The organism is Aequorivita sp. CIP111184, assembly GCF_900489465.1.
GTDB lineage: Bacteria > Bacteroidota > Bacteroidia > Flavobacteriales > Flavobacteriaceae > Aequorivita.
Window position 1 is genome coordinate 43,269 of record NZ_UEFQ01000019.1, and the last position, 25,338, is coordinate 68,606.

A 25,338-nucleotide genomic window follows, 5' to 3' on the forward strand; every position below is an offset into this window, starting at 1 on the left:
TACCTCAAACTCTATGAAGTCAACATTACTCACTTGTCTTGTAATATTATGTTTTCTGAATGTATTAGTTGCACAAAATTATAAATTCGGAAAAGTTTCCAAAGAAGAATTAGCCCAAAAACAGCATCCCACAGAACCATCAGCAGATGCTGCCGTGCTTTATAGGGAAATCAAGACTGAGTTTCAATATACTCAGGATGCCGGATGGTATATGGTTACTGACTACTTTGAGCGGGTAAAAATTTATTCTAAAGAAGGTTTTGATTGGGCAAATGCCACTATAGATCTTTTCACAGGTGAAGGAGAGGATAAGCTTATAGGCCTAAAAGGCTACACATATTATTTAGGAGCCGATGGAAAAGTGGAAGAAGTGAAGCTTAAAAGTGACGGTATTTTTGAACAGGAAACCACTAAATATCTTTCACAAACAAAAATTACTATGCCAGATGTTCGGGAGGGCTGCATTATTGAATACAAGTACACAATCAATTCTCCTTTTATATTTAATATTGATGAGTTTAAATTTCAAGAAACAATTCCAGTAGATAAGGTAAAGGTGGTTTTCAATTCACCGGAATATTTTGCTTACAAGACACATCAAAGAGGGTGGATTCCTTATAAAGTTGCTTCGGAAACTAGAGATAGAACGATGAGCTATCGGCAAACGAGCCAAGATATAAAAGCTTTTTCTGGCGCTGGACTTCCAGAAACAACAACTCGTGAAGTGAAATTTAAAGAAAACGTATATACCGTAGAATTGGAAAAAGTTCCAGCAATTAAGGAAGAACCATATGCTGGGAATATAAATAATTACGCTACTGCTCTTCAGTTTGAAATGAGCTATATGGATTTTCCGGGAAGCCCTTTAAGAACATACTCAACAACTTGGGAAGATGTTTCTAAAGGTATTTATAAAGTTGATTTGTTTGGAGCAGAGTTGGAGCGAAACAATTATTTTGAAGATGATTTAAAAAACCTACTGAATGGTGTAAGCAATCCCGAAGAAAAGACAGCGCTTATATTTTCATATGTTATAAACAAAATGAGTTGGAATGGCTTTAATGGATATTACACCAATGAAGGCGTTAAAACCGCCTATAAAAAAGGCTCAGGAAATGTTGCAGATATCAACCTCATGCTAATAGCTATGTTACGCTATGCAAACTTGCCTGCAAACCCTGTTTTGGTGAGTACTACCTCGCATGGAATTCCGTTGTTCCCAACTCGAAATGGTTTTAATTATGTTATTGCCGCTGTAGAATTGCCACAAGGTACTATATTGCTAGACGCCACAAGCAAGGATGCCGAAATGGGCATTTTGAAATCAAATATAATGAATTGGCAAGGCCGAATTATTATGAAAGATGGAACTTCTGGTTGGGTGTCATTAAGCCCTCAAAGTCCCGCAGTAAAGAGCGCGATGGTGAATGTTGAAATCAAACCAGATTTTTCAGTTATTGGTAAAGCGCAAAACAGATATACTGGTAACTATGCCTTTCACTACAGAACAGACTTTAAAAGCTTAAACGAAGATGCACAGCGCAAAGCAATTGAAAAGAACAGTAGCCAAGTGGAAATTTCAGCGCTTCATTTTGAAAATTTAGAAACTGCTGGAAAACCAGTTTCTCTGGAATATGATTTCGAATCCTTGGATGCAGTGGAAGATGTTGCAGGGAAATTATATTTTTCTCCAATGGTTTTTATGGCAACCAAAGAAAGCCCTTTCAAGCCTGAAACCCGTCAATATCCAGTTGATTTTAACTACCCCATGAAAGATCGATACATTATAAATATAGCTTTGCCCGAAGGATATAAAGTTGAGTCTATGCCCGAAAATGCGGTTTTCAGTTTAGGCGAAAATATAGGAAGCTATCGTTATTTAATTTCCCAGCTAGGCAACAAACTGCAACTATCCGTGGAGTTTTCCATAAACAAATCCTTCATCGCAGCTGAAGAATATGGAAATTTGAAAAAATTCTTTGAACTTTTAATAGCGAAGGAAAACGAAAAAGTTGTACTTTCAAAAGCATAATGGATATAAAAAACGCACAAAAAGCAGTTGATAACTGGATACAGGAACATGGCGTTCGCTATTTCAACGAGTTGACCAATATGGCCCAGCTCACGGAAGAAGTGGGCGAGGTGGCACGAATCATTGCCCGACGTTATGGCGAGCAGAGCGAAAAGGAAAGTGATAAAAACAAAGATTTGGGCGAAGAGCTTGCAGATGTTATTTTTGTAGTACTTTGCCTCGCCAATCAAACCGGCATTGATCTGGAGGAAGCTTTCAAAAAAAAGTTGGAGATTAAAACTAAACGTGATCACGATAGGCATCACGAAAATAAAAAACTAAAATAAATGTTCAAAAGAGTAATAAACACAAAAGGTTTTTGGAAATCTGTCTTTTCTTTGGCCGTTGCTTTCTCTGTGCTTTTTACATTTATAAAATGGGCAATAGAAGGTTTTGAAATGGCATATTTTACTGAAAGAAATCCAGTGATGCTTATACTTACAATAGTGCTTGCAGGCTTTGTTTATGGGTTTTTTGTAACCTTTGGAAAGTTTAGAGCTAAGTTGAAAGAAAACGATTCTGGACGATGAAAGTCATTCTCGAACGTGGAGATTTTCCCTTAAAAAAAGTAAAAATTAACATTGGAGGTTCCAAAAGCGAATCGAACCGTTTGTTAATTCTGCAATCGCACTTTCCGCATATCTCTATTGAAAATCTTTCGGAAAGTGATGATACCTCCGTACTTCAAAAGGGACTAAAAATAACAAAAGGAACAGTAGACATTCACCATGCAGGAACGGCTATGCGCTTTCTCACTGCTTACTTTTCAGCAAAAGAAGGAGCAGAAATAACGCTCACCGGAAGTCAGCGTATGCAGGAAAGACCCATCGGAATTTTGGTAGACGCACTAAGAAAATTAGGTGCCGATATTGAATATATTAAAAGAGATGGTTTTCCGCCATTAAAAATAAAAGGAAAATCCTTAGAAAAAAATGAAGTAAAAATCAAAGCCAACATCAGCAGCCAGTATATTTCAGCATTGATGCTTGTAGCGCCCAAGCTCCCAAATGGTCTTAAAATTTCCTTGGAAGGCAAATCTACTTCAGTACCCTATATTGAAATGACGCTTTCATTGCTAAAAAGAATTGGAGTAGAAGGAAATTTCAATAAAAATATAATCTCAATTCCTGCCGCAAATAATGTTGAAGAAAATGTCTTGATTGTTGAGTCAGATTGGAGCTCGGCATCCTATTTTTATAGTTTGGTTGCTCTTTCAGAAAATTTTGAGATAACTCTCGGAAGCTTTTCAAAAGAAAGTCTGCAAGGGGATTCTGCTTTAGTACAGATTTATGATTCTTTGGGAGTTGAAACTATTTTTAATATTTCTGATAACACCATTTCACTTTCAAAAAAAAATACAGAACTCCCAGATTCACTTTTACTCGATTTAACAGACACTCCAGATTTAGCACAAACTATTGCCGTAAGCTGTTTCGGATTGGGCATTGGCTGTAAGTTAATGGGTCTTCATACTTTAAAAATTAAAGAAACGGACAGGCTTTTAGCTTTAAAAAATGAATTGGAAAAACTTGGAGCTATGATTCAGGTGGACGAAAATTCATTAAATCTTGAAAAAACAATTCATATTTTTGAAAGTAAAACAGTTGAAACCTATCAAGACCACCGTATGGCCATGGCTTTTGCGCCTCTCGCGGTAAAAGCTAATCTCACTATAAATGATGCCGAAGTAGTTTCAAAATCGTACCCTCGTTTTTGGGAAGATTTGCAAAAAGCAGGCATTAAGTGTGAGTTTGCAGATTCATTAAAATAGCTACTGGGTTTTTTTCTTCTAGCTTCTAACACCCAGCAATACACATTTCTAAATAATAAACAGTCATTTACTTGACAACGCCTATTTTGAGGTTGTATATTTGCACCCTTTTAAAATCTAAAGACGCAACGAATTATGGGAATGAAACTTTCAAATTTCAGCTTTAACCTTCCAGAGGAATTATTAGCCGAATATCCAGCACCAAACCGCGACGAATCACGCCTGATGGTCCTTAACAGAAAAACCAAAACTATAGAGCACAAAATGTTCAAGGATCTTATTGATTACTTTGAGGAGGATGATGTGTTGGTGACCAATAATACCAAGGTTTTTCCCGCACGTTTATTTGGGAATAAAGAAAAAACAGGTGCGCGTATCGAAGTTTTCCTTTTGAGAGAATTAAATTCTGAAACTCGTCTTTGGGACGTTTTGGTTGATCCAGCACGAAAAATAAGAATAGGGAACAAACTGTATTTCGGCGATGATGAAACTCTTGTGGCTGAAGTTATAGACAACACTACTTCACGTGGAAGAACACTTCGTTTTCTTTTTGATGGTTCTTATGAAGAATTTAGAAATAAATTGACTGAGTTGGGTGAAACGCCTCTTCCAAAATATATAAAAAGAGAAGTTGAGCCAGAAGATGCAGACCGTTATCAAACCATTTTCGCAAAGATTGAAGGAGCTGTAGCTGCCCCAACCGCAGGCTTGCATTTTTCAAAACATCTATTGAAACGCCTTGAAATTAAAGGGGTAAACATTGCTGAAGTTACACTTCACGTAGGTTTGGGAACTTTCAGCTCTGTTGAGGTTGAAGATCTTTCTAAACACAAAATGGATTCTGAAGAAATGAGTATTCTTCAAGACTCTGTAGATGTTATAAACACAGGTATAAAACGAAAAAAACGTGTTTGCGCGGTGGGAACAACCGCGATGCGTGCATTAGAGAGTTCAGTATCTTCAAACCATACACTTAATGCATATACGGGGTGGACAAATAAATTTATTTTCCCTCCTTATGATTTCAGTATCGCAAACGCAATGGTTACCAATTTTCACACTCCAAAATCTACTTTGTTGATGATGGTTTCCGCCTTTGCAGGTCATGATTTTATAAAGGAAGCATATGCTGAAGCAATAAAAGAAAAATACAGATTTTACACATACGGAGACGCAATGTTGATTATCTAATAAATAGTACATATATTTTAAAAATCCTGATGCTAATCAGGATTTTTTATTTTATAAGCGTTTGGTTTTCAAATGTCAAAATAATAATTTACCTTAGTCTGTCATTTAAAAATTAATTGGCTGTTTGAATGAAAAAAACTATACTTTTCATTTTTTTTCTTGCTTTTTTTTCTGCCTTTCCACAAGGTGGCGAAGACTACCTGCCCGAAAGCTGGAGTCTTAATTTACTTGAACAGCCCAATATTGTTCGTCTTCCAGCTTTAGATTTTGAATTGATAATAGAGCAAGACAGTATTAACGATTTAGATAAAAGCATGCCTTGGCGCTATGGAATTGAAAGATCTGTGGCTATAAATATGCAACATGGTGGACTTTGGACTGTTTTGCCCGATGGAGGAAAAATATGGCAAACAGTTATAAAATCATCGGGAGCATTGAATCTTAGTGTGAATTTTAACGATTACTATTTGCCAAAAGGTTCACGTCTTCAGCTTTACAATCAAGATCATACTGATATTACAAATACTTATACTAATTCCCATAATAGAATGGATGGAAGTATAGGTACTTGGTTTGTTGAAGGGGATATCATTTGGGTAGAATATTATCAGCCTCCAGGAACGCAGGATTCCCCTAAACTTCAAATTAATAGTGTTATTCACGGTTATAGAATGGGAAGGGTAAATGCACTGCTTGGAGAAAACCGCGGTATAAATGATTCCGGAGAATGCAATTATGACGTAAATTGCCCCATCGGAAATGATTTTGATTCAAAAAAGGATTTAGTTAAAAAGACAGTTGCATTGTTGAATTTAGGCAATGGATATTTATGCTCTGCTGCCTTAGTGAACAATACTACAAATGACAAAACTCCGTATCTGCTAACCGCAAACCATTGCTTGGAAAACAGTAACCCCAGTCTTTGGACTATCCGGTTTAACTGGGTAAGCCCTGTCCCGGTTTGTGGAACAGGCGATGAGAGTGGAGATCTGCAGACCAATTTTACCATTAGCGGTGCAGAATTAAGAGCAAACAATAGCAAAAGTGACTTTGCGTTGGTAGAACTTTTTGATCCCATCCCAGAGTCTTGGGATGTTGCTTTTGCTGGTTGGGATAATTCAGACAACAACCCTTTGTATGAAGTGGGAATCCATCATCCTAACGGAGATATTATGAAAATATGTCGTGATGATTCTGGAACCCAAAAAATAGATGCCAATGGCACTCAGGTTTGGCTAATTGGCGGTGGATCACACGGTAATGGTAATGGCTGGGAAATAGGTACAACTGAAAGTGGATCTTCGGGTTCTCCTTTATTTGATGAAAATGGAAGAATTATTGGACAGCTGTATGCAGGGCAATCTGCCTGTAACGGTTTAGAAAACAACCACGATTATGATATTTATGGTAGGTTCGGGGTTTCTTGGAGTACCGGGACAACCCCCGAATCTCGTTTAATGGATTGGTTGGATCCAGCCAATTCGGGACACACTACTGTAGAAACACTTCAAAATCTTTTGAATACTCCAGATTTTGAACTTCTTGGTGAGCTTAAAATTTATCCAAATCCTGCAAGTACTACCATCACAATTATGAACAACAGATATCCGCATTTGTCCTTTCAGATGATTAATGTAATTGGGCAACGTATCCACGCTGGATCATTGGCTAATACTATGAACACCATTGCTGTTGATAATCTTGCAGAGGGCGTTTATTTTCTTTATTTATTAGATGAAGACAGTAAAGATAGTATCACAAAAAAAGTAATAATAAAAAAGTAAACCATAATTCTATTTACTGGTAAGCCTCTATTCTGAAAAGGAAGGGGCTTTTTACTTTAAATTAAAGTAGTTTTGCAAAATGATTTCAGAAAAAAAAGACATACGGGCACTTTCAAAAGAAGAACTTCGAAGTTTTTTCGAACGCATTGGCGATAAGGCCTTTCGTGGAACGCAAGTTTACGAATGGCTTTGGAGTAAAGGCAGTCACAGTTTCGATGAAATGACAAATCTATCAAAGGAAACACGTGCGCATTTGAACGAAAATTTCGTCATCAATCATATAAAAGTTGATCATCTTCAAAAAAGCGCTGATGGTACAATAAAAAATGCAGTAAAACTTCACGACGATTTAATTGTTGAATCTGTCTTGATTCCAACAAAAAAAAGGACTACTGCTTGTGTTTCGTCACAAGTGGGCTGTAGTTTAGATTGTACATTCTGCGCCACTGCAAAGTTGAAAAGAATGCGAAATCTAAACCCTGATGAAATTTACGACCAAGTAGTTGCAATAGATAAAGAAAGTCGCCTTTATCACGACAAGCCGCTCTCAAATATCGTTTTTATGGGAATGGGTGAACCGCTGATGAATTATAAAAACGTTCTGGAATCTATTGAAAAGATCACATCTGATGAAGGTTTGGGAATGTCACCAAAACGAATTACGGTTTCCACATCTGGAGTGCCAAAAATGATAAAAAAATTGGCTGATGACGAAGTGAAATTCCATCTTGCCGTATCTCTTCATTCGGCAATTCAAGAAACCCGTGAGCAAATTATGCCCTTTGCAAAAAACTTTACCTTGCCAGATTTGCGTGAGTCTTTGGAATATTGGTACAGTAAAACGAAGCGTAAAATAACTTACGAATACATCGTTTGGAAAGACATCAATGACAAATGGGTAGATATGGAAGCATTGGTTACTTTCTGCAAATATGTGCCGTGTAAAGTAAATATTATTGAATACAACCCAATTGACGATGGCCATTTTCAACAAGCTTCTTCAACAGTAATCGATGATTATATACAAGCCTTAGAGCACAGTCGAATACCCGTGACGGTTCGCCGAAGCCGTGGAAAAGACATTGACGCTGCTTGCGGGCAGTTGGCTAATAAACAATAAAAAAGAGCGGCTTTTGGCCGCTCTTTTCAATTCAATATAAAAAGTAAATTAGTTTTTTACAATTTTAAAAGACTTGCTTGCACCATCAATAGAAACAGTAGCAATGTAAACTCCAGATTGCAATCCAGAAAGCTCAATAGTTTCGTTGCTGTTGTTTAGTTTTTGAGAAACAACTTGTTGTCCCAACATATTGTAAAGTACAACATTCTCCATTGAAGTATTTGCTGAAAGGCTCAATTGGTTGTTTGCTACAAAATAGTTGAAGCCTTTAAACTCATTAGTTCCAACTGCCAATACACCAGCAACAGTTACATCATCAATAGAAAGAAAATCTTGATCAGTAACATCGTGATGTCTGAAAGCAAGGTAAACAGTCTCACCAGCTAAGCTAGAAAGATCTAAAGTACGATCGTATTGTGTTCCCAAGTCTGCTGGATCATCATAAACTTCAGTAAAAGTAACAGTAGCAGATTCTAAATCAGCTATGTCGCTGCTTGTACCTACATAAACGCTGTATTTTTCTAAATCCCAAGAAGCTGCGGCAGCTTGAACTTTCCAAGTTAATTGAACAAGACCAGTTGCAGTTGTCAAATCAATTGCAGGAGATACAATCCAGTTGTCTGGAAATAGAGGAGCACCTTGCCAAGATCTTGAGATAATCGAAACTGGAGTTACAGGGTTTCCGCTTCCGTCTTCAACCACAAAAAGATCAGCAAAAAAGTTTCCATCACCATCTTCGTCATAACGTGTCCAATCTGAAACGTCTTCATCGTTAAAATCGTCTGAGAAGAAAACAGTCTGTGCATTCATAGCAAAGCCAGCAAATAATGTGAAAAATAATGTAATTTTTTTCATTGTAATTATTAATTAAGAGATTAAAAATTGATTTTTTCAAAAATAAGACGACTCCTTTAGAAATATAGGATTTTTAATGATTTTAACGCCTTTTTGAAAATCATCAAAATATTATTGAAATATTAAATTATCTAATTGATATTAACAGCCTTTTTAAAGCATTCTATTTTTTGCCTATCATTGCTTAGTTATTTTATTATACTGCTTTAAAGCGTAATTATTAAAAAATGTTAAATGTGAAGTTCAGTCTTCAGAAAACAATCAATTCTACTTAGTTCACGCATTAAAACCATCATCCAATTTTAACTATCTTTGAACCTTATGAAGATAGTTTCTCACATCAAACTTCCTATTGAAAAGGAAATGGAGCTTTTTGAAAAAAAGTTCTCTTCTTCCATGTCTTCAAAAGTTTCGCTTTTAAACAGAATTACACATTATGTAGTTAATCGAAAGGGAAAACAGATGCGCCCCATGTTCGTTTTCCTTATTGCGAAAATGACAGGCGATGGCAAAGTGAATGAGCGAACTTATCGCGGCGCCTCGGTCATCGAACTTATACACACAGCAACATTGGTTCACGATGACGTTGTAGATGACAGCAACCGCCGCCGTGGTTTCTTTTCCATAAATGCACTTTGGAAAAATAAAATTGCCGTGCTTGTTGGTGATTATTTATTATCTAAAGGATTGTTGCTTTCTATAGATAACGATGATTTTGATTTACTTAAAATAATTTCCGTAGCCGTTCGTGAAATGAGCGAAGGTGAGTTACTTCAAATTGAAAAAGCCCGAAGCCTGGATATTACTGAAGATGTTTATTTTGAAATAATACGTCAAAAAACAGCAACACTTATTGCTGCTTGCTGTGCAATGGGCGCCCGCTCTGTAATGGCTCCCGATGAAGAAGTTGAAAGAATGCGCAAATTCGGGGAACTTATAGGAACTGCTTTTCAAATTAAAGATGACCTTTTCGATTACGGAAACGAACACATTGGCAAACCGACGGGTATAGATATTAAGGAGCAGAAAATGACACTACCTTTAATATATGCACTAAATAATTCTACTTCCGAAGAAAAAAAATGGATCATCAATTCGGTTAAAAACCATAATAAAGACAAACAGCGCGTAAAGGAAGTCATCACTTTTGTAAAAGATAACGGCGGCCTGGATTATGCCGTTACAAAAATGAAGGAATTCCAAAAAGAAGCTCTTCGCCTATTGGAAACTTATCCCGCTTCGCCCTATAAGAAATCTCTAGAGTTGATGGTGAATTATGTTATTGACCGGAAAAAGTAAATAAATGAAATTATGAATCCTTGAATTCGTGAGTTTGTTTATTCAATTTGAAACTTGAAACAAGAATTTTTTTCTCCTCAGGCAACCATTCTTCAAAAACCTGCGTCTATTAAAATAGAAGCACAAACAGCAAAGCTTGCGTGAAGATAATATCGTTACATAAAAACTATTCAAATTTAATTGAGAAAGCGTCCAACGGCGACCGTCGCGCGCAACACCAATTGTTCGAAATGTTTTCGCCAAAAATGCTGGGAGTTTGCAGACAATATTTAAAAAACAACGATTTAGCAGAAGAAGTAATGCTTTCTGGATTTTTGAAAATGTTTACCCACTTAAACGATTTTAAAAACGAAGGTAGTTTTGAAGGTTGGATTCGCAGGATAATGGTGAACGAAAGTATTTCTCAACTTCGGAAAGACAAAAAGCTGCAATTTATTTCTGAAACTGAAATAGAGAACACGACCGAACATTCCACTTACATTGAAACCGAGTTGGAAACAGCTGAAATTCAAAAAATGATAGACAGCCTGCCAGACGGTTACAAAACAGTTTTTGTGCTTCTATGCAGTTGAAGGTTACAAACACGGTGAAATTGGAGAGTTATTGCAGATAAGCGAAAACACTTCAAAAACACAACTTTTTAAAGCCCGTAAAATGCTTCAGAACATGGTTAAACAACAAAACAATTTAAGTTATGGCACCTTATAAACTGGAAGACAACATCCGCGAAAAGCTAGAAGCGAGGGAAATGAAACCTTCCGCAGAGGCGTGGAAAAAATTGGAAGCACAATTGGAGACAAAACAGCCCAAAAAGAAAACTGTTGTTTGGTATTACATTGCCGCAAGTTTTGTGGGGCTGCTCATTTTGGCTTCGGTTTTCTTTAGTAGAAATAATACTGAAGTGAACAACCAAATAGTGGATGAAAATTCAGAAAAACAAAATATTGATGTTGAATCTGAAATTATTCCAAATAATTCTGAAGCTGAAGAAATTGCTTCTGAAACCAATAATTCAGAAAAAATTGAAACGAATGTTTCCAAAAAGGAAACTGAAAAGAAACAATCAAATTCGGTTCAATTGAAACCACTTCCGCAGAAAAAGTCTGCACTTGACAAAAAGATTGAAAAAACAGATGCCATCGCTAAAGTTACGAATGAGGAAATGCCACAAGTTGGAAACAAGGAAAAACCAATTAAGTCCGAGCTGTCTTCTGAATCCATAGCAAAACTTAAGGAAGATAAAATTTTTAACACGAAAGTGGACGAGGTAGTAGCCTCTGTAAAAAAACTTCAAGAGAATAATACAGAAGTATCCACAACCGAAGTGGAGGCACTACTGAACAGCGCGCGTCGCGAAATACAGACCCAGCGGATACTAAACAGTCCAAAAGTAGATGCTATGGCGTTGTTGCAGGATGTTGAGTGGGAACTCGAAAAAAGCTTCCGCGACAAAGTGTTTGACGCCCTTGGGGAAGGTTTTCAAAAAGTGCGCACTGCCGTGAACGAACGGAATGATTAATCAATCAATAATTAATATTACTGATTCACATACTCACTTATTCACAAATTCATCAATAGTAAAATTCATCATTAATCAAAAATCGAACAGTTATGAAATTAATTACAATCACTATCGCCTTTTCTTTATGGCTATTTGCGGCAATGTATGCACAGGCTCAGGAAATGGACCACGACGCCCAGGCAGCTGTGGAGCAGCTAACGGAATTAAAAGAAAAAATAATTCAGGAAGAAAAAGATGCCCTTTTCGCTGATGTTGAAAACATCAATGCCCGTTTGGAAAATGAGGCAATTACAAAAGAAGAGGCCGAAACATTAAAGCAGGAAGCTGCAGAAAGGCACGCGCTTAATATTGAAAATCGACTTGCTATCATTGACAATAAAGTAGCACTGTTAAAACGTAATGGAAGTGTTGAAGAAGACGAAGACAGCGGTATGGTTATTCGCATTGGTTCCAGTGGCAAAAACAATGAGAATGACAATGTACTTTATATCGGCCCAAAAGACAAAAAACGCAAATATGACCGCCGTACTACCTCAGACCTCGTTTTCGCTTTCGGTTTAAACAACGTAATTACAGAGGGAGAATCTTTGCAGGATTCAGACTTTAAAGTTGGAGGTAGTCGCTTTGCAGAGTTAGGCTGGGCTTGGAAAACACGTGTTTTCAAAAACACTAATTGGTTACGGGTTAAGTACGGGGTTTCTTTTCAATTTAATGGATTGAAACCGACTGAAAATCGTTTCTATGTAGATACTGGTTCAGAAACTGTGCTTCAGGAATATCCTTTAAATCTCGACAAATCAAAATTTAGAATGGATAATTTGGTGGTGCCAATTCATTTTGAGTTTGGCTCTTCCAAAAAAGAAGAACACGATGGCTACTTTCGCTATAACACAGAAAACCAAATAAAAGTAGGGCTTGGTGGTTATGCAGGTATCAATTTGGGCGCGCGCCAAAAACTAAAATTTGAAGAAGACGGCGAAGATCAAAAGCTAAAGTTAAAAGCAGATTACAATACAAATAACTTCATCTACGGATTAAGTGCTTACATAGGTTGGCAGGGCGTGGCTGTATATGCCAAATATGATTTAAATACAATCTTTAAAAATAATCTTGTGGACCAGCGCAATGTATCTCTCGGACTGCGTTTTGATATGGATTAGCCAAAACGATTTCATTATTGATTGTTTAAAACCTGCACATTTTATATTTTAAAGTGCAGGTTTTTTTACTACTTTTATATCAGACAAAAACTGAGCGTTTCAACATCATAATTCTTAAACTATGAAAAGAGACCTCCGTAAACAAAACCTAAAACTGAAAATTCAGTTAAATAAAGGTTTAAATATTCCTTCGCTAATTTCAGACAGCTGCTACGTTAAGGATATAGATGATCAGCATTACCTTATTTCTTTGGATCTATCTAGAGGCAAAAGCATCAACGCCCAAGATTACGAAACGCTTAATAATAGTTTCGACGCACTTGAGCAAATAGAAATAGAAGATGATAATGCAATAAAGAACTTCAAAAAATACTACATACATCGATATGGAAACAATCAAGGCGTTTCCTTAAAAAATGTGTCCGTAAATCTAATAATGGACTATACTCGTTCCATCACCTGCAATATAGAAGTAGAAAAAGTATTAAAGCTTTCAAAAGTTAGTTAGCGTTAATACATAGTTTTTGAAAAAGCTCTGTAGATGAATGTTTACAGGGTTTTATTTTTTTATAGTAAATAATTATTTAAGTCATAAAGCAGCAAAACGCATAGAACCGCAAGTGTGTCAATCTATACTTACAACTTTAAACTTGAAACTATAAAGAAATCCCTATTTTTACAAATCGAAAATCTAACACTCCAAAATTCTGATATCTAAAACCACCATAGACAACGTTTTTGAAACCGCCCGTGTAGAGGAGGTGATAGGCGATTTTGTTCAGCTTAAAAAATCTGGAAGTAACTTTAAAGGGTTAAGTCCTTTTACAGATGAACGCTCGCCAAGTTTTATGGTGAGTCCCGTAAAGCAGATTTGGAAAGATTTCAGTAGCGGAAAAGGAGGGAATGTAGTTGCTTTTTTGATGGAGCACGAACACTTTACTTATCCCGAAGCCATAAAATATCTGGCAAAAAAATACGGTATTGAAGTAGATGAAACCGAACAGACAGCCGAAGACAAAGAGCAGGCCAATGAAAGGGAAAGTTTATATTTGGTAAGCGAATTCGCAAAGGATTATTTTCACAGTACATTATTAAAAACTGAAGAAGGAAAAGCTATTGGTCTTTCCTATTTTAAGGAACGTGGATTTACTGATGAAACCATCAAAAAGTTTGAGCTAGGTTATTCGCCCGATTCTTGGGATGCCTTTACCGGCCACGCTATAAAAAAAGGCTACAAGCTAGAATTTCTTGACAAAACAGGTTTATCTATTGTAAAAGAAGAAAAACAATTTGACCGTTTTAAGGGAAGGGTAATGTTCCCAATTCTCAGTATGAGTGGTCGTACACTTGGTTTTGGGGGACGGATTTTAACTTCTGATAAAAAGGCTGCAAAATATCTAAACTCTCCCGAAAGCGACATTTATCATAAAAGTAAAGTGCTCTACGGCATTTTTCACGCCAAACAGAGCATAGCCAAAGAAGACAATTGTTATTTAGTTGAAGGCTATACAGATGTTATTCAATTTCACCAAACGGGTATTCACAACGTAGTATCTTCTTCGGGAACGGCTTTAACTTCGGAGCAAATTAGGCTCATAAATAGGCTTACCAAAAACATAACTGTGCTTTTTGATGGTGATGCGGCTGGACTTCGCGCATCACTCCGCGGTATCGACTTAATTTTGGAACAGGGAATGAACGTTAAGATCTGCACCTTTCCAGAAGGGGAGGATCCTGACAGTTTTTCGCGTAAAAATTCATTACAGGAGCTTACGCTTTTTTTGGAGGAAAACTCCAAAGACTTTATCACTTTTAAAGCCTCATTACTCGCTTTGGATGCGAAAAATGACCCTATAAAAAAGAGCGAGACCATTCACGATATGGTCAATAGTATTGCTAAAATTCCCGATGTTATTAAACGTGAAGTATATATAAAGGAATGTTCGCGTATTATGGATATTTCGGAGCAGGTGCTTTTTAATACACTTGCTCAAATTTTTCAAAAGGAAAGAAAAGATTCTTCAAAAAAAGCTGAAACTCCACGCGAGCCGTTTGAGGTTGTTTCCTCAGAAAAAAAGATTGAAAAAGTAGATGTGCAGTTTCAGTTAGAACAGAAAATAATAGAATTGTTACTTCTTTATGGCAATGTGGAAGAGAATTTTGAGGAATTAATTCTTGAAGCAAACGATAAAGGTGAAATTTCATTAAAGCCTGAGATTCACAAATCAAGGGTTTATGAGAAAATATTTTTGGATTTGCAGGAAGACGAAATTGAATTTACAAACCAAGAATTTAAAGAATTGTATTACGAAGTGGTAAACCGTTTTACCCAAAATCCTGAGGCTAGAGCAGAAACTTTTATCAATGAACTAGAGCCAGAAATGGCATCTGCAGTTACTCACGTTTTGATGGAAGAGGAAAGGTATATACTCCACAACTGGGAGCGAAAGGAAATTTATGTAAAGGAAAAGGAACAAACCATAGCCCAAATGGTTAGTGAAACTATTCTAAATCTGCGTAGGCATTTGGTTTCGCAAAAAATAAATGAACTCTCCGAAACCATGAAGCAGGAAAATAGTTCCGAAAAAGAAACAGGCTTGCAGGAAATTGTAGACTACATTAGTCTCAAAAAAGTTCTTTCCGAAAAATTAAACAGAGTATTGTAATTAATTAAATTGAAACATCCGTGCCTGGTTAATCAAATCTGCCAAGCTTGTAACATTTAGTTTTTTCAAAAGACGTGTTTTGTATGTGCTTACCGTTTTCTCATTTATTTCAAGAAGTGTGGCAATGTCTTTATTGCGTTTGCCATTAGATAGCAGATTGAGCACTTCAATTTCACGTGCAGAAAGTTTTTTATAGCGTCCTACAATAGTATTATCGTTTATGGCTTTGCTGTTCAATGCAGCTGCAAGTTCCTCGTTTAAAAATACTCCCCCCATTGCTATACGTTTAATTGCTTGAAGAAATATTTCTTTAGAGGATGTTTTTGGAATATAACCAGCAGCACCAGATTTTATGGAGCGCAGTGCATAAATTTCTTCAGGGTGTGATGAAAAAATGGCTATTCGTGTTTTTGGAAATTCTTCACGAATGCTTCGCAGGGCATGAAACCCGTTGATTTCAGGAATATCTAGCTCTAAAATTAGAATGTCTGGACGTTCTTTTTCTAAACATTTCAATAATTCTGACCCTCTTGCTACTTTGCCGACTATTGAATAATCGGTTGAGCTATTTAGCAAAACAGCAATCCCTTTTCTAGTGATAGGGTGGTGGTCTGCAATTACAACTTTTTTCATCTTATTGTATTTATAGATTCTTCAATATATAAAACCATCAGACTTGGGGAGTTATTAAGTTTTATGATAGTAATATTAATACTACATTTCGGATATATAAAATCTTAAGGAGAAGAATAATAAACCTTTCGTTTAATGGTTAAATTATTCGATAAGTAGCAATGCTATTTCAGTTCTTTGGGGATTTCGCAAATGGGAATCGGGATCATTTTGTGTTTATTGGCTTTATTCAATTTATTATAAATATCAAAAACTACTTGTTGCCTTCCGGAAAAGTCTGAGCTAATTTTACCAGCTTCTTTCATTTTCATTGCCCATTCTAGCTCATCATAACTTGCGCCAATTTGGTCTTCATCGGTTCGGTCATCGCCCCATAACCCATCGGTGGGAGCTGCTTCTATGATTTCATTATTTATACCCATTTGTAGGGCAATTTTATAAACTTCACTTTTCATTAAATCAGCAATCGGGCTTAAGTCCACGCCCCCATCACCATATTTTGTATAAAACCCCACGCCAAAATCCTCCACCTTATTGCCAGTACCTGCAACTAAATATTTTTGCAGCGCTGCAAAATAATAAAGCGTTGTCATACGCAATCGTGCCCGAGTGTTTGCAAGTGACATGAAGCGATCTTCTTCTTTTTCAACTTTTGGTAATGCTTCAATCATTGAATCAAAAACTGAGGTAAGGTTCACTTCAATCTTAGTGACATTTGGAAAATTTTCTTTTAACCATGCTATATGGTTATAAGCACGATTTACTTGGGAAGGTGCTTGATGTATGGGCATTTCTATACATACTAAGTCAAGTCCTGTTTTTGCGCATAACGCTGAAGTTACGGCAGAATCAATGCCTCCGCTTATACCAATTACAAAACCATTCATTTTTGCGTTTTCTGCATAGGTTTTTAACCAATTTACAATGTGATCTATTACTTTTTCGGTTTGCATTTTCTGTGTTTTTAATCTTTTATAATAATACCTTTGCAGCGCAAAAGTTGTTAAAGATAAAATTAATATAAAGGAATGGCGTTAACCAATAACAACATTTTTTCTGTTATGAAAAGCCCCTTAACAAATAGTGTATTAACTAAAATTGGTAATTTGGGCATTCCATATTCCTGTTTCTCAAATATTTTATACAGATGAAATATTGCCTATTGGTCATTTTCGGGGTTCTCCTTTTTTCGTGTAACAATGAAAACAAGGTTGAAAAGGAAATTGAAAAAATCCCTATAAATTTCGAGATAATTCGTTTTGATAGAGAGTTTGCTAAAGCCACTCCAGCAGATCTTCCTAAATTGAAAACAGAATACCCTGCATTTTTTCCGAAGCAATACAACGACAGTATTTGGATAGAAAAATTAAATGATACGCTTCAAGATCAACTAGAAAGTGAAGTGGCGAAAACTTTTCCAAAAAATGAAGTGTTTAATGAGATGCTTGTCACATTGTTTCAGCATATAAAATACTATTTTCCAAAATTTCAGACTCCCGTGGTTGTAACTACAACTTCAGACGTAGATTATCGCAATAAAGTGATTCTTTCGAATAATATGTTGATAATAGGCTTAGATAATTATTTGGGTAGTGAGCATCGTTTTTACGAAGGTATTGATAAATACATTTCAAAGGAAATGAAGCCATCTCAGATTGAGCCAGACGTTGCGGATGCTTATGCAAGACTATATATACAGCCGCCGAGTAAAGCTACATTTTTGGGTCAGATTGTATATTTTGGGAAAAATCTTTATTTGAAGGATCTTTGGCTTCCAAATATTAACGATGCCGAAAAAATAGGTTACACTGAAGAAGAATTTCAATGGGCTGAGGAGAATGAGGAATATATGTGGCGCTATTTTGTGGAGAAAGAATTGCTTTATAGCACTGACTCTAAACTGGGTGCTCGTTTTATAAGTCCTGCGCCATTTTCAAAATTTTATCTAGACATTGACAACGAATCTCCCGGAATGTTGGGACGTTATTTGGGATGGAAAATTGTGCGTGCCTATATGGAAAATAATGACACAGACATCCAGCAATTAATGATTACAGATGCCGACGAAATATTTACAAATTCAAAATACAAACCAAAGAAATAATGGCAATAAAACATACTTCTGAAATAAAACTAAACATAGGCCTTGACGAAAATAAAATTCCTGAGACCGTTCATTGGACTGCTGAAGATGGTGGTGTCTCAAATGAAGAAACAAAGGCAGTAATGCTTTCTGTTTGGGATAGTAAAAAAAAGGAATCTCTTAGAATAGATCTTTGGACGAAAGACATGCCTGTGGATGAAATGAAAATATTTTTTCACCAAACGTTAAGCGCTATGGCAGACACGTTTCAACGTGCCACGAATGATGATAAAATGAGCGCCACAATGCGTGATTTTTGCGATTATTTTGCGGAAAAGTTAGAGTTGAAGAAGGAGTAACAAAAATTAAAATTCTGAGGTTTGAATTGTATTGTTAAGTTCTTCAATATAATTCAAAACCTCGTCTCTCCCTGAAGAATCACTCGCCGAAGTAATAAAATAGGGTGGCATTTCTTCCCAGGTCTCTAGCATTTTTTCACTGTAAACTTGAATACTTCGTTCCAATACTTTTGGCTTTAGTTTATCTGCTTTAGTGAAAATAATATTGAAAGGAACTCCGCTTTCACCCATCCATTGCATAAATTCCATATCGATGGGCTGGGGTTCATGGCGACAGTCTACTAGAACAAATGCGAGTACCATTTGTTCTCGCTTCTCAAAATAATTAGTAATAAATTTTTGAAAAACCTTCTTGCTGCTTTTTGAAACGCGGGCGTAACCGTAACCCGGCAAATCTACCAAATACCAGTTTTTGTTGATGAGAAAGTGATTGATAAGTTGCGTTTTTCCTGGTCTACCTGAAGTTTTTGCCAAGCTTTTGCGCAACATAAGCATATTTATTAGGGAAGATTTCCCCACATTACTTCTGCCAATAAAAGCGTATTCGGGCATACGGTCTTTTGGACATTTGGCAACATCACTGTTGCTCATCACAAATTCCGCAGATTTAATTTGCATTGTTTTTAATTATAAGTTATTCTGGAAATTACGCGTTTTAAAAACCTGAATCGTTAATAGCCTCGCTTTTCCAACCAGGAATAAAGTAATTTGTTAAATTCGTCCGGATGCTCCATCATGGCGGCGTGACCACATTTATCAATCCAAAAAAGTTCAGAATCCGGTAAAAGTTCATCAAATTCTATTGCCACCTCTGGAGGAGTAACATTATCATTTTTTCCCCAGATAATACAGGTTGGATTGTGCATTTTTGGCAAATCCTTCGCCATATTGTGCCTAATGGCACTTTTTGCAATTGCCAGTGTTCTAATTAGTTTATTTCTGTCGTTTACGGTTTCGTAAACATCGTCTACAATTTCCTTTGTGGCAACTGCAGGGTCATAAAAAACGTTTTCGGCTTTTTGTTTTATGTATTCATAATCACCACGTTTTGGGTAGCTTTCGCCCATGGCACTTTCGTACAGTCCAGAACTTCCAGTAATTATTAATGCTTTCACCTTTTCAGGGTACATTTTTGTGCAGAGTAGACCGATATGTCCACCTAGGGAATTTCCCAATAGAATTACTTCCTCGTAGCCCAAATGGTCAATAAACTGCGATACGTATTTTGCGAAATTTTTCACATTTGTTCGCAATAAAGTCATTTTATAAATAGGCAATTCCGGAATTAGGATTTTGTAACCTTTTGGAGGAAAGAAATTAGCAACCCCGTCAAAATTACTCAATCCCCCCATAAGCCCATGAAGGATGATTATTGGAGTGCCTTCACCTATTTCTAAATATGAAAATTTTCCTTCTTTCTTTAAGTTTTCCGACATGCGTTGGTTGCTGCAATTTAGAATGACAAAAGTAAACAAAATTATTTCATAAGATCTATTTATAATTACGCTTTGTTGATTACTGCTCCGATTTCACTTTATCTACAAAGTGGTGAAACTTATCAACAAAGTGGTAGAATGTGGTAAAATGTGGTAAAAGTTATATATATTTGAAACTACAAATTACAAACACGGAATATTCACAATGCTCAATCTAATAGGCACATACGAATGTAAGGCAGACGTAAAGGGACGGGTCATGGTGCCTGCGCCTTTAAAAAAGCAGCTGGCATCTTTAGCGCCAGAAGGGTTTGTGATTAAACGTGCCGTGTTTCAGCCTTGTTTGGAAATGTATCCAATGAAGGAGTGGGATGCTCTAATGCTGAAAATGGGCGAACTTAATCGTTTTAGCAGAAAAAATAACGATTTCATTAGAAGATTTACTGCTGGTGTAAAAACAGTAGAGCTTGATGCTACAGGCCGTTTATTGATCCCTAAAGACCTGCTTTCTTTTGCGGGGATTAGTAAAGAAATAGTGCTCTCTTCCGCAATAAATATTATTGAGATTTGGGACAAAGATAAGTATGAACAAGCCATTGATGATGCTGCAGATGATTTTGCTGATTTGGCCGAAGAAGTAATGGGGAATAAAAGCAGTAATGGTGATGGAATATCATAACCCGGTTTTGCTGAATGAAACAGTCCAAGGGCTAAATATAAAACCCGATGGAGTTTATGTGGACGTTACTTTTGGCGGGGGCGGACACTCCCGAGAAATATTAAATCAATTAGGACCAAGCGGAAAACTTATTGCTTTTGACCAAGATAAAGATGCTTTGGAAAATGCGATTGAAGACCCAAGGTTTCTGCTCATCAACCAAAATTTTAGGTTTTTGAAACAATTTTTAAGATTCCATGGCTATAAAACAGTTGATGGAATTTTGGGTGATTTCGGTGTTTCGTCGCATCAGTTCGATGTTGCCGAAAGAGGATTTTCAACACGTTTTGAAGCCAATTTAGATATGCGTATGAATCGTGACACAAACTTTTCGGCGTATACGGTTGTCAATAAATATGAAGAAGTGCAATTAAGAAATGTACTGTCAGACTATGGTGAGCTACGAAGTGCTGCCGCAATGGCGCGTGTAATTATTGAGGCAAGGCAAGAAGAAAAAATAAAAACGAGTGAACAGCTAAAAAAGGTGCTCAGCAGATTTCTGCCCGCACATAAAGAGAATAAAATTCTAGCCCAGATTTATCAGGCTATTAGGATTGAAGTAAATCAAGAGTTGGAAGCTTTGAAGGAATTTTTACTTCAAACAAATGAAGTTTTAAAAGCTGGCGGAAGAATCAGTTTAATAAGCTATCATTCCTTGGAAGACAGATTGGTAAAGCGCTATATCCGTAACGGGATGTTTGAAGGCGAGCCTGAAAAAGATGTTTTTGGAAGAGTGGAAGTTCCTTTCAAAGCAGTTGGGAAATTTATAATTCCTTCGAAAGAAGAAATAAAACAGAATAACCGCGCCCGAAGTGCAAAGCTTCGTATTGCTGAGAAAATATAAAATGAAAGACGGTTTTTATAACATAATAAAAGGAAAGTTTTTGGTAAGTGATGACGCGCTGAAAAACTGGCGCTTTATTATTTTTCTTTCAGTCTTGGCTTTGGTGATGATAGGTAGTTCTCACACTGCGGATAAAAAAGTGCATAAAATATCAAAGCTTAATGCTGAGGTTAAAGAATTGAAAAGCGAGTATGTGGACGTTCGGATGTTGTTGATGCAAGCCCGAATGGAAAGTAAAATAATAGCAGCAATGGAAAGTCGCGGACTGCAACCGTCTGGAACACCGCCTAAGAGAATCCTGATTGTGAAAAAAAAAGACTAAAAAAATATAATAATTGAAAATCGAGAACTGATAACCGAACATGGCTTTTGAAGAAAAAAACATATTGAACCGCTTATACATCATTGCCGGATGTATGTTTCTCTTCGCGCTTGCCATCAGCATTAAGTTGATGAATATTCAGTTTGTAGACGGCGAGAAATATCGTGAACTGGCAAAGGAAAATACTACAAAGAACTTTGTAATTCCTGCAAATAGAGGTAACGTTTATGCAGATGATGGCAGTCTCTTAGCTACTTCCGTTCCTAAGTATGATATTCGTTTTGATGCAGTAACGGTTTCTTCCGAAGATTTCAAAGAAAACTTGCTGCCGCTTTCCGAAGGCTTGAGCAAAATGTTTGGAAAACCGGTTTCCTATTACCAAAACATGTTTCGAAAAGCCCGCGCAGATAAAAACCGCTACCTGTTGGTGGTTAAAAATTTGGGCTACTCTAATTATATTAAAGTGAAAAATTTGCCTCTTTTTCGAAAAGGACCCTACAAAGGCGGCATTATCGTGGAACAACGAACTGTTCGTGAACATCCCATTGGTTTAATTGCACAGCGGACCGTTGGCGATGAGGCTTTTGATCGTCCCGGCTATTATGCCGTGGGTCTTGAAGGTGCATTTAACGATTTATTGACTGGAAAGGAAGGACATCGCTTAAAGCAAAAAATTGCTCAAGGTCAGTGGAAACCGGTTTACGACGAAAACGAAATTGAACCGCAAGATGGTTTCGATATTATTTCAACAATAAACGTAAACATACAAGATATTGCGCATCACGCATTATTAAAGCAATTGGAATACTACGAAGCCGAACACGGGACGGTAATCGTAATGGAAGTGGCAACCGGTGAAATAAAAGCAGTTTCAAATTTGGGCCGCACTTCTGATGGGACTTATTATGAAAAACTAAATTACGCGATCGGTGAATCCCATGAACCTGGATCTACTTTCAAAGTAATGGCTTTTATGGCTGCTTTGGAAGATAAAGTTATTGACACAAGTTCCGTAATTGATACTGGAAATGGTAGAAAATTATTTTACGGGAGGCCTATTAATGATTCCCACCGGGGAGGTTTTGGAAAAATTTCTGCCGCACGAGTTTTGGAAGTTTCTTCAAACATTGGAATGGCCACAATTATAAATGACAATTATTCTAAAAATCCGAATAAATTCATTGATCGTTTAAAAAGTTGGCATTTAAACGAAAAGACGGGAGTGGCAATTAAAGGCGAGGGGAAACCGATGATACCAGAGCCGGGCGATAAAAAATGGAGCAAGAATGCGTTGCCATCTATGGCGTATGGCTATAATTTACGATTGACGCCTTTGCAAACACTTACTTTCTATAACGCAATTGCAAATCATGGGGTAATGGTAAAACCTCGCTTTATACAAGAAGTGAGAGCTTGGAATGAAAAAGTAACAACTTACGATACTAAGGTTATAAACCCTCAAATCTGCTCCGATGAAACGTTGAAACAGGTACGAGAAATACTTAAGAATACAGTGAAACGCGGAACTGGAAAATCACTCTATTCTCCAGATTTTTCAATGGCAGGCAAAACAGGAACCGCCCAAACCGAATATTGGATGCCAGACTGGAAGAATAACCGTCGCTATATTTCTTCATTTGCAGGCTTTTTTCCAGCGGAAAATCCAAAATATTCCTGCATCGTGATTATTCATAAGCCAAGTACCAAAAAAGGATTTTATGGCGCCGATGTTTCCGGACCTGTTTTTAAAAGAATTGCACAAAAAATATTTACTGATTCTCCGAATATCGATTCCGTGGAAGGAGTTGAAAAAATAGATCCGGTGATTGAAAAAGATTTTGAAAAGTATTACACAAAGTTGCAGCAACCCGCCAAAACGATTCCCAATGTTACCGAAATGGCAGGAATGGACGCCGTTTCATTATTGGAAAACCTTGGGATGCGAGTACAAGTTGTTGGCAACGGAACTGTTTCCAGCCAATCTATAAAATCTGGAGAAAATCTTAAAAAAGGACAATTAATAACCTTGAATCTATCGTGATATTATTAAAGGACATATTGTACAAAGTTACCATCGAAAGCGTCGTTGGAAGTACTTCTATGGCCATAAACAATCTAGAATTTGATTCGCGAAAAGTTTCTTTAAACGATGTTTTTATTGCAATAAAAGGAACTGTTTCAGATGGGCATCAGTTTATTAAAAAAGCTGCAGACCAAGGCGCATTGGCAATTATTTGCGAAACCTTGCCTGAAAATATTGTGAATGGAATCACTTACGTTCAAGTTTCAGATTCGCATAAAGCTTTGGCAATTATGGCCGCTAACTATTACGGAAATCCTTCCGCTGAATTGAAACTTGTTGGAATAACCGGAACCAATGGAAAAACAACGGTTTCTTCACTTTTATATCAGCTTTTCAAAAAAGCTGGAATGGAAGCTGGCTTGCTTTCCACTGTAAAAATAATGGTTGGCGATATAGAATTCAAAGCTACACATACAACGCCAGATTCTTTAACGATCAATAAATATCTGCGCAAAATGGTTGATGCGGGTGTGGAATATTGTTTTATGGAAGTAAGTTCCCACGGAATCCATCAAAAACGTACCGAAGCACTTCATTTTGTGGGTGGTGTTTTTACTAATCTTTCACACGATCATTTAGATTATCACAAAGATTTCGCAGAATACCGCGATGTAAAAAAATCCTTTTTTGATGAATTGCCTAAAACTGCTTTTGCATTGGTAAATGTTGATGACAAAAACGGTGTGGTAATGCTTCAAAATACGAAAGCAAAAAAGCAAACCTACGCTTTAAAAACCTATGCAGATTATAAAGCTCAAGTTTTGGAAAGCCAATTCACAGGGCAACTTTTAAAAATAAATAATCAGGAATTGTGGGTGAGATTGATAGGCGGTTTTAACGCATATAATTTATTGGCCATCTTCGGAACTGCAAAACTTTTAGGATTGGAGGAATTAGAAATACTTCAAATAATGAGCACTTTGGAAAGTGTAGACGGCCGTTTTCAATATTTGATATCTGAAAAGAAAATTACAGCAATTGTAGATTACGCACACACACCAGATGCATTGAAAAATGTTTTAGAAACCATAAACAGTATTCGAACAGGTAATGAAGAAGTTATTACAGTTGTAGGCTGCGGGGGCGATCGAGATGCGCAAAAACGTCCTGTTATGGGTAACATTGCAGCTTCATTGAGTACAAAAGTGGTTTTCACTAGCGACAATCCACGTACTGAAAATCCTGAAAAAATCATAGAACAAATCGAGACAGGCGTTCCTGCCGAACATTATAAAAAAACAATTTCAATCACCAACAGAAAAGAAGCCATAAAGGCTGCCTGCCAAATGGCAAATGAAAATGATATCATTTTAATTGCCGGAAAAGGTCACGAAACCTATCAAGAAATTAACGGAGAACGCTTTGATTTTGATGATTTCAAAATAGTGAACCAACTTTTAGCAACCCTAAACAAATAGCCA

General features: G+C 36.7%; 24 protein-coding genes and 1 pseudogene. 20 read left to right on the plus strand and 5 right to left on the minus strand.

All coding sequences use genetic code 11. The annotated features are described in order from the left end of the window. Positions 1-13 precede the first annotated feature (13 nt). The 7 genes from AEQU1_RS08055 (at position 14) to rlmN (ending at position 7,937) form a co-directional block, all read left to right on the plus strand. The gene (locus AEQU1_RS08055; protein WP_111880258.1) at positions 14-2,032 is read left to right on the plus strand and encodes a DUF3857 domain-containing protein; all 2,019 of its coding nucleotides are present in this window, start codon (positions 14-16) and stop codon (positions 2,030-2,032) included. Continuing rightward, positions 2,032-2,358: a nucleotide pyrophosphohydrolase gene (locus AEQU1_RS08060; RefSeq protein ID WP_111880259.1), complete on the plus strand. Its 327-nt coding sequence runs from the start codon at positions 2,032-2,034 to the stop codon at positions 2,356-2,358. The genes AEQU1_RS08055 and AEQU1_RS08060 overlap by 1 nt, the downstream gene beginning before the upstream one ends. Then, the gene (locus tag AEQU1_RS08065; protein WP_111880261.1) at positions 2,359-2,601 is read left to right on the plus strand and encodes a hypothetical protein; all 243 of its coding nucleotides are present in this window, start codon (positions 2,359-2,361) and stop codon (positions 2,599-2,601) included. After that, positions 2,598-3,842 (plus strand): 3-phosphoshikimate 1-carboxyvinyltransferase, encoded by a 1,245-nt coding sequence (locus AEQU1_RS08070; protein WP_111880262.1) that lies wholly within the window; start codon positions 2,598-2,600, stop codon positions 3,840-3,842. The genes AEQU1_RS08065 and AEQU1_RS08070 overlap by 4 nt, the downstream gene beginning before the upstream one ends. 141 nt (positions 3,843-3,983) lie before the next feature. Next, entirely contained in the window at positions 3,984-5,033 is a 1,050-nt protein-coding gene (gene queA, locus AEQU1_RS08075; protein ID WP_111880417.1) for a tRNA preQ1(34) S-adenosylmethionine ribosyltransferase-isomerase QueA, read from the plus strand. Between the two features lie 128 nt (positions 5,034-5,161). Beyond that, positions 5,162-6,817 (plus strand): T9SS type A sorting domain-containing protein, encoded by a 1,656-nt coding sequence (locus AEQU1_RS08080; RefSeq protein WP_111880264.1) that lies wholly within the window; start codon positions 5,162-5,164, stop codon positions 6,815-6,817. A gap of 79 nt (positions 6,818-6,896) precedes the next feature. Further along, complete coding sequence (rlmN, locus tag AEQU1_RS08085) at positions 6,897-7,937, plus strand: 23S rRNA (adenine(2503)-C(2))-methyltransferase RlmN (protein ID WP_111880266.1); 1,041 nt, start codon at positions 6,897-6,899, stop codon at positions 7,935-7,937. Positions 7,938-7,985: 48 nt separating this feature from the next. Here rlmN and AEQU1_RS08090 read toward each other — a convergent pair whose 3' ends face one another. Further along, positions 7,986-8,792 carry a T9SS-dependent choice-of-anchor J family protein gene (locus AEQU1_RS08090; RefSeq protein WP_111880267.1) on the minus strand — a complete coding sequence of 269 codons (807 nt, stop codon included), beginning with the start codon at positions 8,790-8,792 and terminating at the stop codon, positions 7,986-7,988. 321 nt (positions 8,793-9,113) lie between these two features. Between AEQU1_RS08090 and AEQU1_RS08095 the strand changes: the two genes are divergently transcribed. The 6 genes and pseudogenes from AEQU1_RS08095 (at position 9,114) to dnaG (ending at position 15,439) form a co-directional block, all read left to right on the plus strand. Continuing rightward, the gene (locus AEQU1_RS08095; protein ID WP_111880268.1) at positions 9,114-10,091 is read left to right on the plus strand and encodes a polyprenyl synthetase family protein; all 978 of its coding nucleotides are present in this window, start codon (positions 9,114-9,116) and stop codon (positions 10,089-10,091) included. 140 nt (positions 10,092-10,231) lie between these two features. After that, a pseudogene (locus AEQU1_RS08100) lies at positions 10,232-10,799 on the plus strand (RNA polymerase sigma factor). Continuing rightward, positions 10,786-11,610, plus strand: a complete 825-nt coding sequence (locus tag AEQU1_RS08105) for a hypothetical protein (protein WP_111880269.1) — start codon at positions 10,786-10,788, stop codon at positions 11,608-11,610. Before AEQU1_RS08100 ends, AEQU1_RS08105 begins: the two are co-directional and overlap by 14 nt. Positions 11,611-11,702: 92 nt before the next feature. After that, entirely contained in the window at positions 11,703-12,773 is a 1,071-nt protein-coding gene (locus AEQU1_RS08110) for a hypothetical protein (protein WP_111880270.1), read from the plus strand. A gap of 121 nt (positions 12,774-12,894) precedes the next feature. Beyond that, on the plus strand, positions 12,895-13,281 hold the full coding sequence (locus AEQU1_RS08115; RefSeq protein WP_111880271.1) for a hypothetical protein: 387 nt from the start codon (positions 12,895-12,897) through the stop codon (positions 13,279-13,281). Between the two features lie 199 nt (positions 13,282-13,480). Continuing rightward, positions 13,481-15,439 carry a DNA primase gene (dnaG, locus tag AEQU1_RS08120; protein WP_111880273.1) on the plus strand — a complete coding sequence of 653 codons (1,959 nt, stop codon included), beginning with the start codon at positions 13,481-13,483 and terminating at the stop codon, positions 15,437-15,439. Here the strand turns inward: dnaG and AEQU1_RS08125 are convergent, their stop codons facing one another. Further along, positions 15,440-16,072 carry a response regulator transcription factor gene (locus AEQU1_RS08125; protein WP_111880274.1) on the minus strand — a complete coding sequence of 211 codons (633 nt, stop codon included), beginning with the start codon at positions 16,070-16,072 and terminating at the stop codon, positions 15,440-15,442. It lies immediately after the preceding gene. 164 nt (positions 16,073-16,236) lie between these two features. After that, a complete protein-coding gene (nadE, locus tag AEQU1_RS08130; RefSeq protein ID WP_111880276.1) occupies positions 16,237-17,025 on the minus strand; it encodes an NAD(+) synthase in 789 nt (262 codons plus the stop codon). A gap of 194 nt (positions 17,026-17,219) precedes the next feature. On the opposite strand from nadE, the gene gldB reads away from it, so the two are divergent. Next, positions 17,220-18,176 (plus strand): gliding motility lipoprotein GldB, encoded by a 957-nt coding sequence (gene gldB, locus AEQU1_RS08135; RefSeq protein ID WP_111880277.1) that lies wholly within the window; start codon positions 17,220-17,222, stop codon positions 18,174-18,176. Further along, entirely contained in the window at positions 18,176-18,514 is a 339-nt protein-coding gene (gldC, locus tag AEQU1_RS08140) for a gliding motility protein GldC (protein ID WP_111880279.1), read from the plus strand. Before gldB ends, gldC begins: the two co-directional genes overlap by 1 nt. Positions 18,515-18,520: 6 nt before the next feature. On the opposite strand, the gene yihA is transcribed toward gldC, so the two are convergent. Together yihA and AEQU1_RS08150 are read right to left on the minus strand one after the other, a co-directional pair. Further along, positions 18,521-19,132 (minus strand): ribosome biogenesis GTP-binding protein YihA/YsxC, encoded by a 612-nt coding sequence (gene yihA / locus AEQU1_RS08145; RefSeq protein WP_111880280.1) that lies wholly within the window; start codon positions 19,130-19,132, stop codon positions 18,521-18,523. Positions 19,133-19,185: 53 nt separating this feature from the next. Then, positions 19,186-19,950, minus strand: coding sequence for an alpha/beta fold hydrolase (locus AEQU1_RS08150; RefSeq protein ID WP_111880282.1), 765 nt, complete (start codon positions 19,948-19,950; stop codon positions 19,186-19,188). A gap of 205 nt (positions 19,951-20,155) precedes the next feature. Here AEQU1_RS08150 and mraZ point away from each other — a divergent pair, with 205 nt between their 5' ends. Genes mraZ through AEQU1_RS08175 form a run of 5 tightly spaced genes read left to right on the plus strand, consistent with a single transcriptional unit; the run spans position 20,156 to position 25,335 of the window. Continuing rightward, on the plus strand, positions 20,156-20,629 hold the full coding sequence (gene mraZ, locus AEQU1_RS08155) for a division/cell wall cluster transcriptional repressor MraZ (RefSeq protein ID WP_111880284.1): 474 nt from the start codon (positions 20,156-20,158) through the stop codon (positions 20,627-20,629). Next, the gene (gene rsmH / locus AEQU1_RS08160; RefSeq protein ID WP_111880420.1) at positions 20,616-21,512 is read left to right on the plus strand and encodes a 16S rRNA (cytosine(1402)-N(4))-methyltransferase RsmH; all 897 of its coding nucleotides are present in this window, start codon (positions 20,616-20,618) and stop codon (positions 21,510-21,512) included. Before mraZ ends, rsmH begins: the two co-directional genes overlap by 14 nt. A 1-nt stretch (position 21,513) precedes the next feature. Beyond that, positions 21,514-21,834 carry an FtsL-like putative cell division protein gene (locus tag AEQU1_RS08165; protein ID WP_111880285.1) on the plus strand — a complete coding sequence of 107 codons (321 nt, stop codon included), beginning with the start codon at positions 21,514-21,516 and terminating at the stop codon, positions 21,832-21,834. A 40-nt stretch (positions 21,835-21,874) separates the two neighbouring features. Then, positions 21,875-23,875 (plus strand): penicillin-binding protein, encoded by a 2,001-nt coding sequence (locus AEQU1_RS08170; protein WP_111880287.1) that lies wholly within the window; start codon positions 21,875-21,877, stop codon positions 23,873-23,875. Further along, positions 23,872-25,335, plus strand: coding sequence for a UDP-N-acetylmuramoyl-L-alanyl-D-glutamate--2,6-diaminopimelate ligase (locus tag AEQU1_RS08175; protein WP_111880288.1), 1,464 nt, complete (start codon positions 23,872-23,874; stop codon positions 25,333-25,335). Before AEQU1_RS08170 ends, AEQU1_RS08175 begins: the two co-directional genes overlap by 4 nt. Positions 25,336-25,338: the final 3 nt, after the last annotated feature.

Coding starts and splice junctions, on each gene's coding strand:
- AEQU1_RS08110 (WP_111880270.1), top strand. CDS start 11,703: ATGAAATTAATTACAATCACTATCGCCTTTTCTTTATGGCTATTTGCG.
- AEQU1_RS08080 (WP_111880264.1), top strand. CDS start 5,162: ATGAAAAAAACTATACTTTTCATTTTTTTTCTTGCTTTTTTTTCTGCC.
- AEQU1_RS08115 (WP_111880271.1), top strand. CDS start 12,895: ATGAAAAGAGACCTCCGTAAACAAAACCTAAAACTGAAAATTCAGTTA.
- yihA (WP_111880280.1), bottom strand. CDS start 19,132: ATGCAAATTAAATCTGCGGAATTTGTGATGAGCAACAGTGATGTTGCC.
- gldB (WP_111880277.1), top strand. CDS start 17,220: ATGAAATATTGCCTATTGGTCATTTTCGGGGTTCTCCTTTTTTCGTGT.
- AEQU1_RS08125 (WP_111880274.1), bottom strand. CDS start 16,072: ATGAAAAAAGTTGTAATTGCAGACCACCACCCTATCACTAGAAAAGGG.
- AEQU1_RS08095 (WP_111880268.1), top strand. CDS start 9,114: ATGAAGATAGTTTCTCACATCAAACTTCCTATTGAAAAGGAAATGGAG.
- AEQU1_RS08170 (WP_111880287.1), top strand. CDS start 21,875: ATGGCTTTTGAAGAAAAAAACATATTGAACCGCTTATACATCATTGCC.
- AEQU1_RS08070 (WP_111880262.1), top strand. CDS start 2,598: ATGAAAGTCATTCTCGAACGTGGAGATTTTCCCTTAAAAAAAGTAAAA.
- rsmH (WP_111880420.1), top strand. CDS start 20,616: ATGGAATATCATAACCCGGTTTTGCTGAATGAAACAGTCCAAGGGCTA.
- AEQU1_RS08065 (WP_111880261.1), top strand. CDS start 2,359: ATGTTCAAAAGAGTAATAAACACAAAAGGTTTTTGGAAATCTGTCTTT.
- AEQU1_RS08055 (WP_111880258.1), top strand. CDS start 14: ATGAAGTCAACATTACTCACTTGTCTTGTAATATTATGTTTTCTGAAT.
- AEQU1_RS08060 (WP_111880259.1), top strand. CDS start 2,032: ATGGATATAAAAAACGCACAAAAAGCAGTTGATAACTGGATACAGGAA.
- nadE (WP_111880276.1), bottom strand. CDS start 17,025: ATGCAAACCGAAAAAGTAATAGATCACATTGTAAATTGGTTAAAAACC.
- AEQU1_RS08165 (WP_111880285.1), top strand. CDS start 21,514: ATGAAAGACGGTTTTTATAACATAATAAAAGGAAAGTTTTTGGTAAGT.
- queA (WP_111880417.1), top strand. CDS start 3,984: ATGAAACTTTCAAATTTCAGCTTTAACCTTCCAGAGGAATTATTAGCC.
- AEQU1_RS08105 (WP_111880269.1), top strand. CDS start 10,786: ATGGCACCTTATAAACTGGAAGACAACATCCGCGAAAAGCTAGAAGCG.
- rlmN (WP_111880266.1), top strand. CDS start 6,897: ATGATTTCAGAAAAAAAAGACATACGGGCACTTTCAAAAGAAGAACTT.
- AEQU1_RS08090 (WP_111880267.1), bottom strand. CDS start 8,792: ATGAAAAAAATTACATTATTTTTCACATTATTTGCTGGCTTTGCTATG.
- AEQU1_RS08150 (WP_111880282.1), bottom strand. CDS start 19,950: ATGTCGGAAAACTTAAAGAAAGAAGGAAAATTTTCATATTTAGAAATA.
- mraZ (WP_111880284.1), top strand. CDS start 20,156: ATGCTCAATCTAATAGGCACATACGAATGTAAGGCAGACGTAAAGGGA.
- gldC (WP_111880279.1), top strand. CDS start 18,176: ATGGCAATAAAACATACTTCTGAAATAAAACTAAACATAGGCCTTGAC.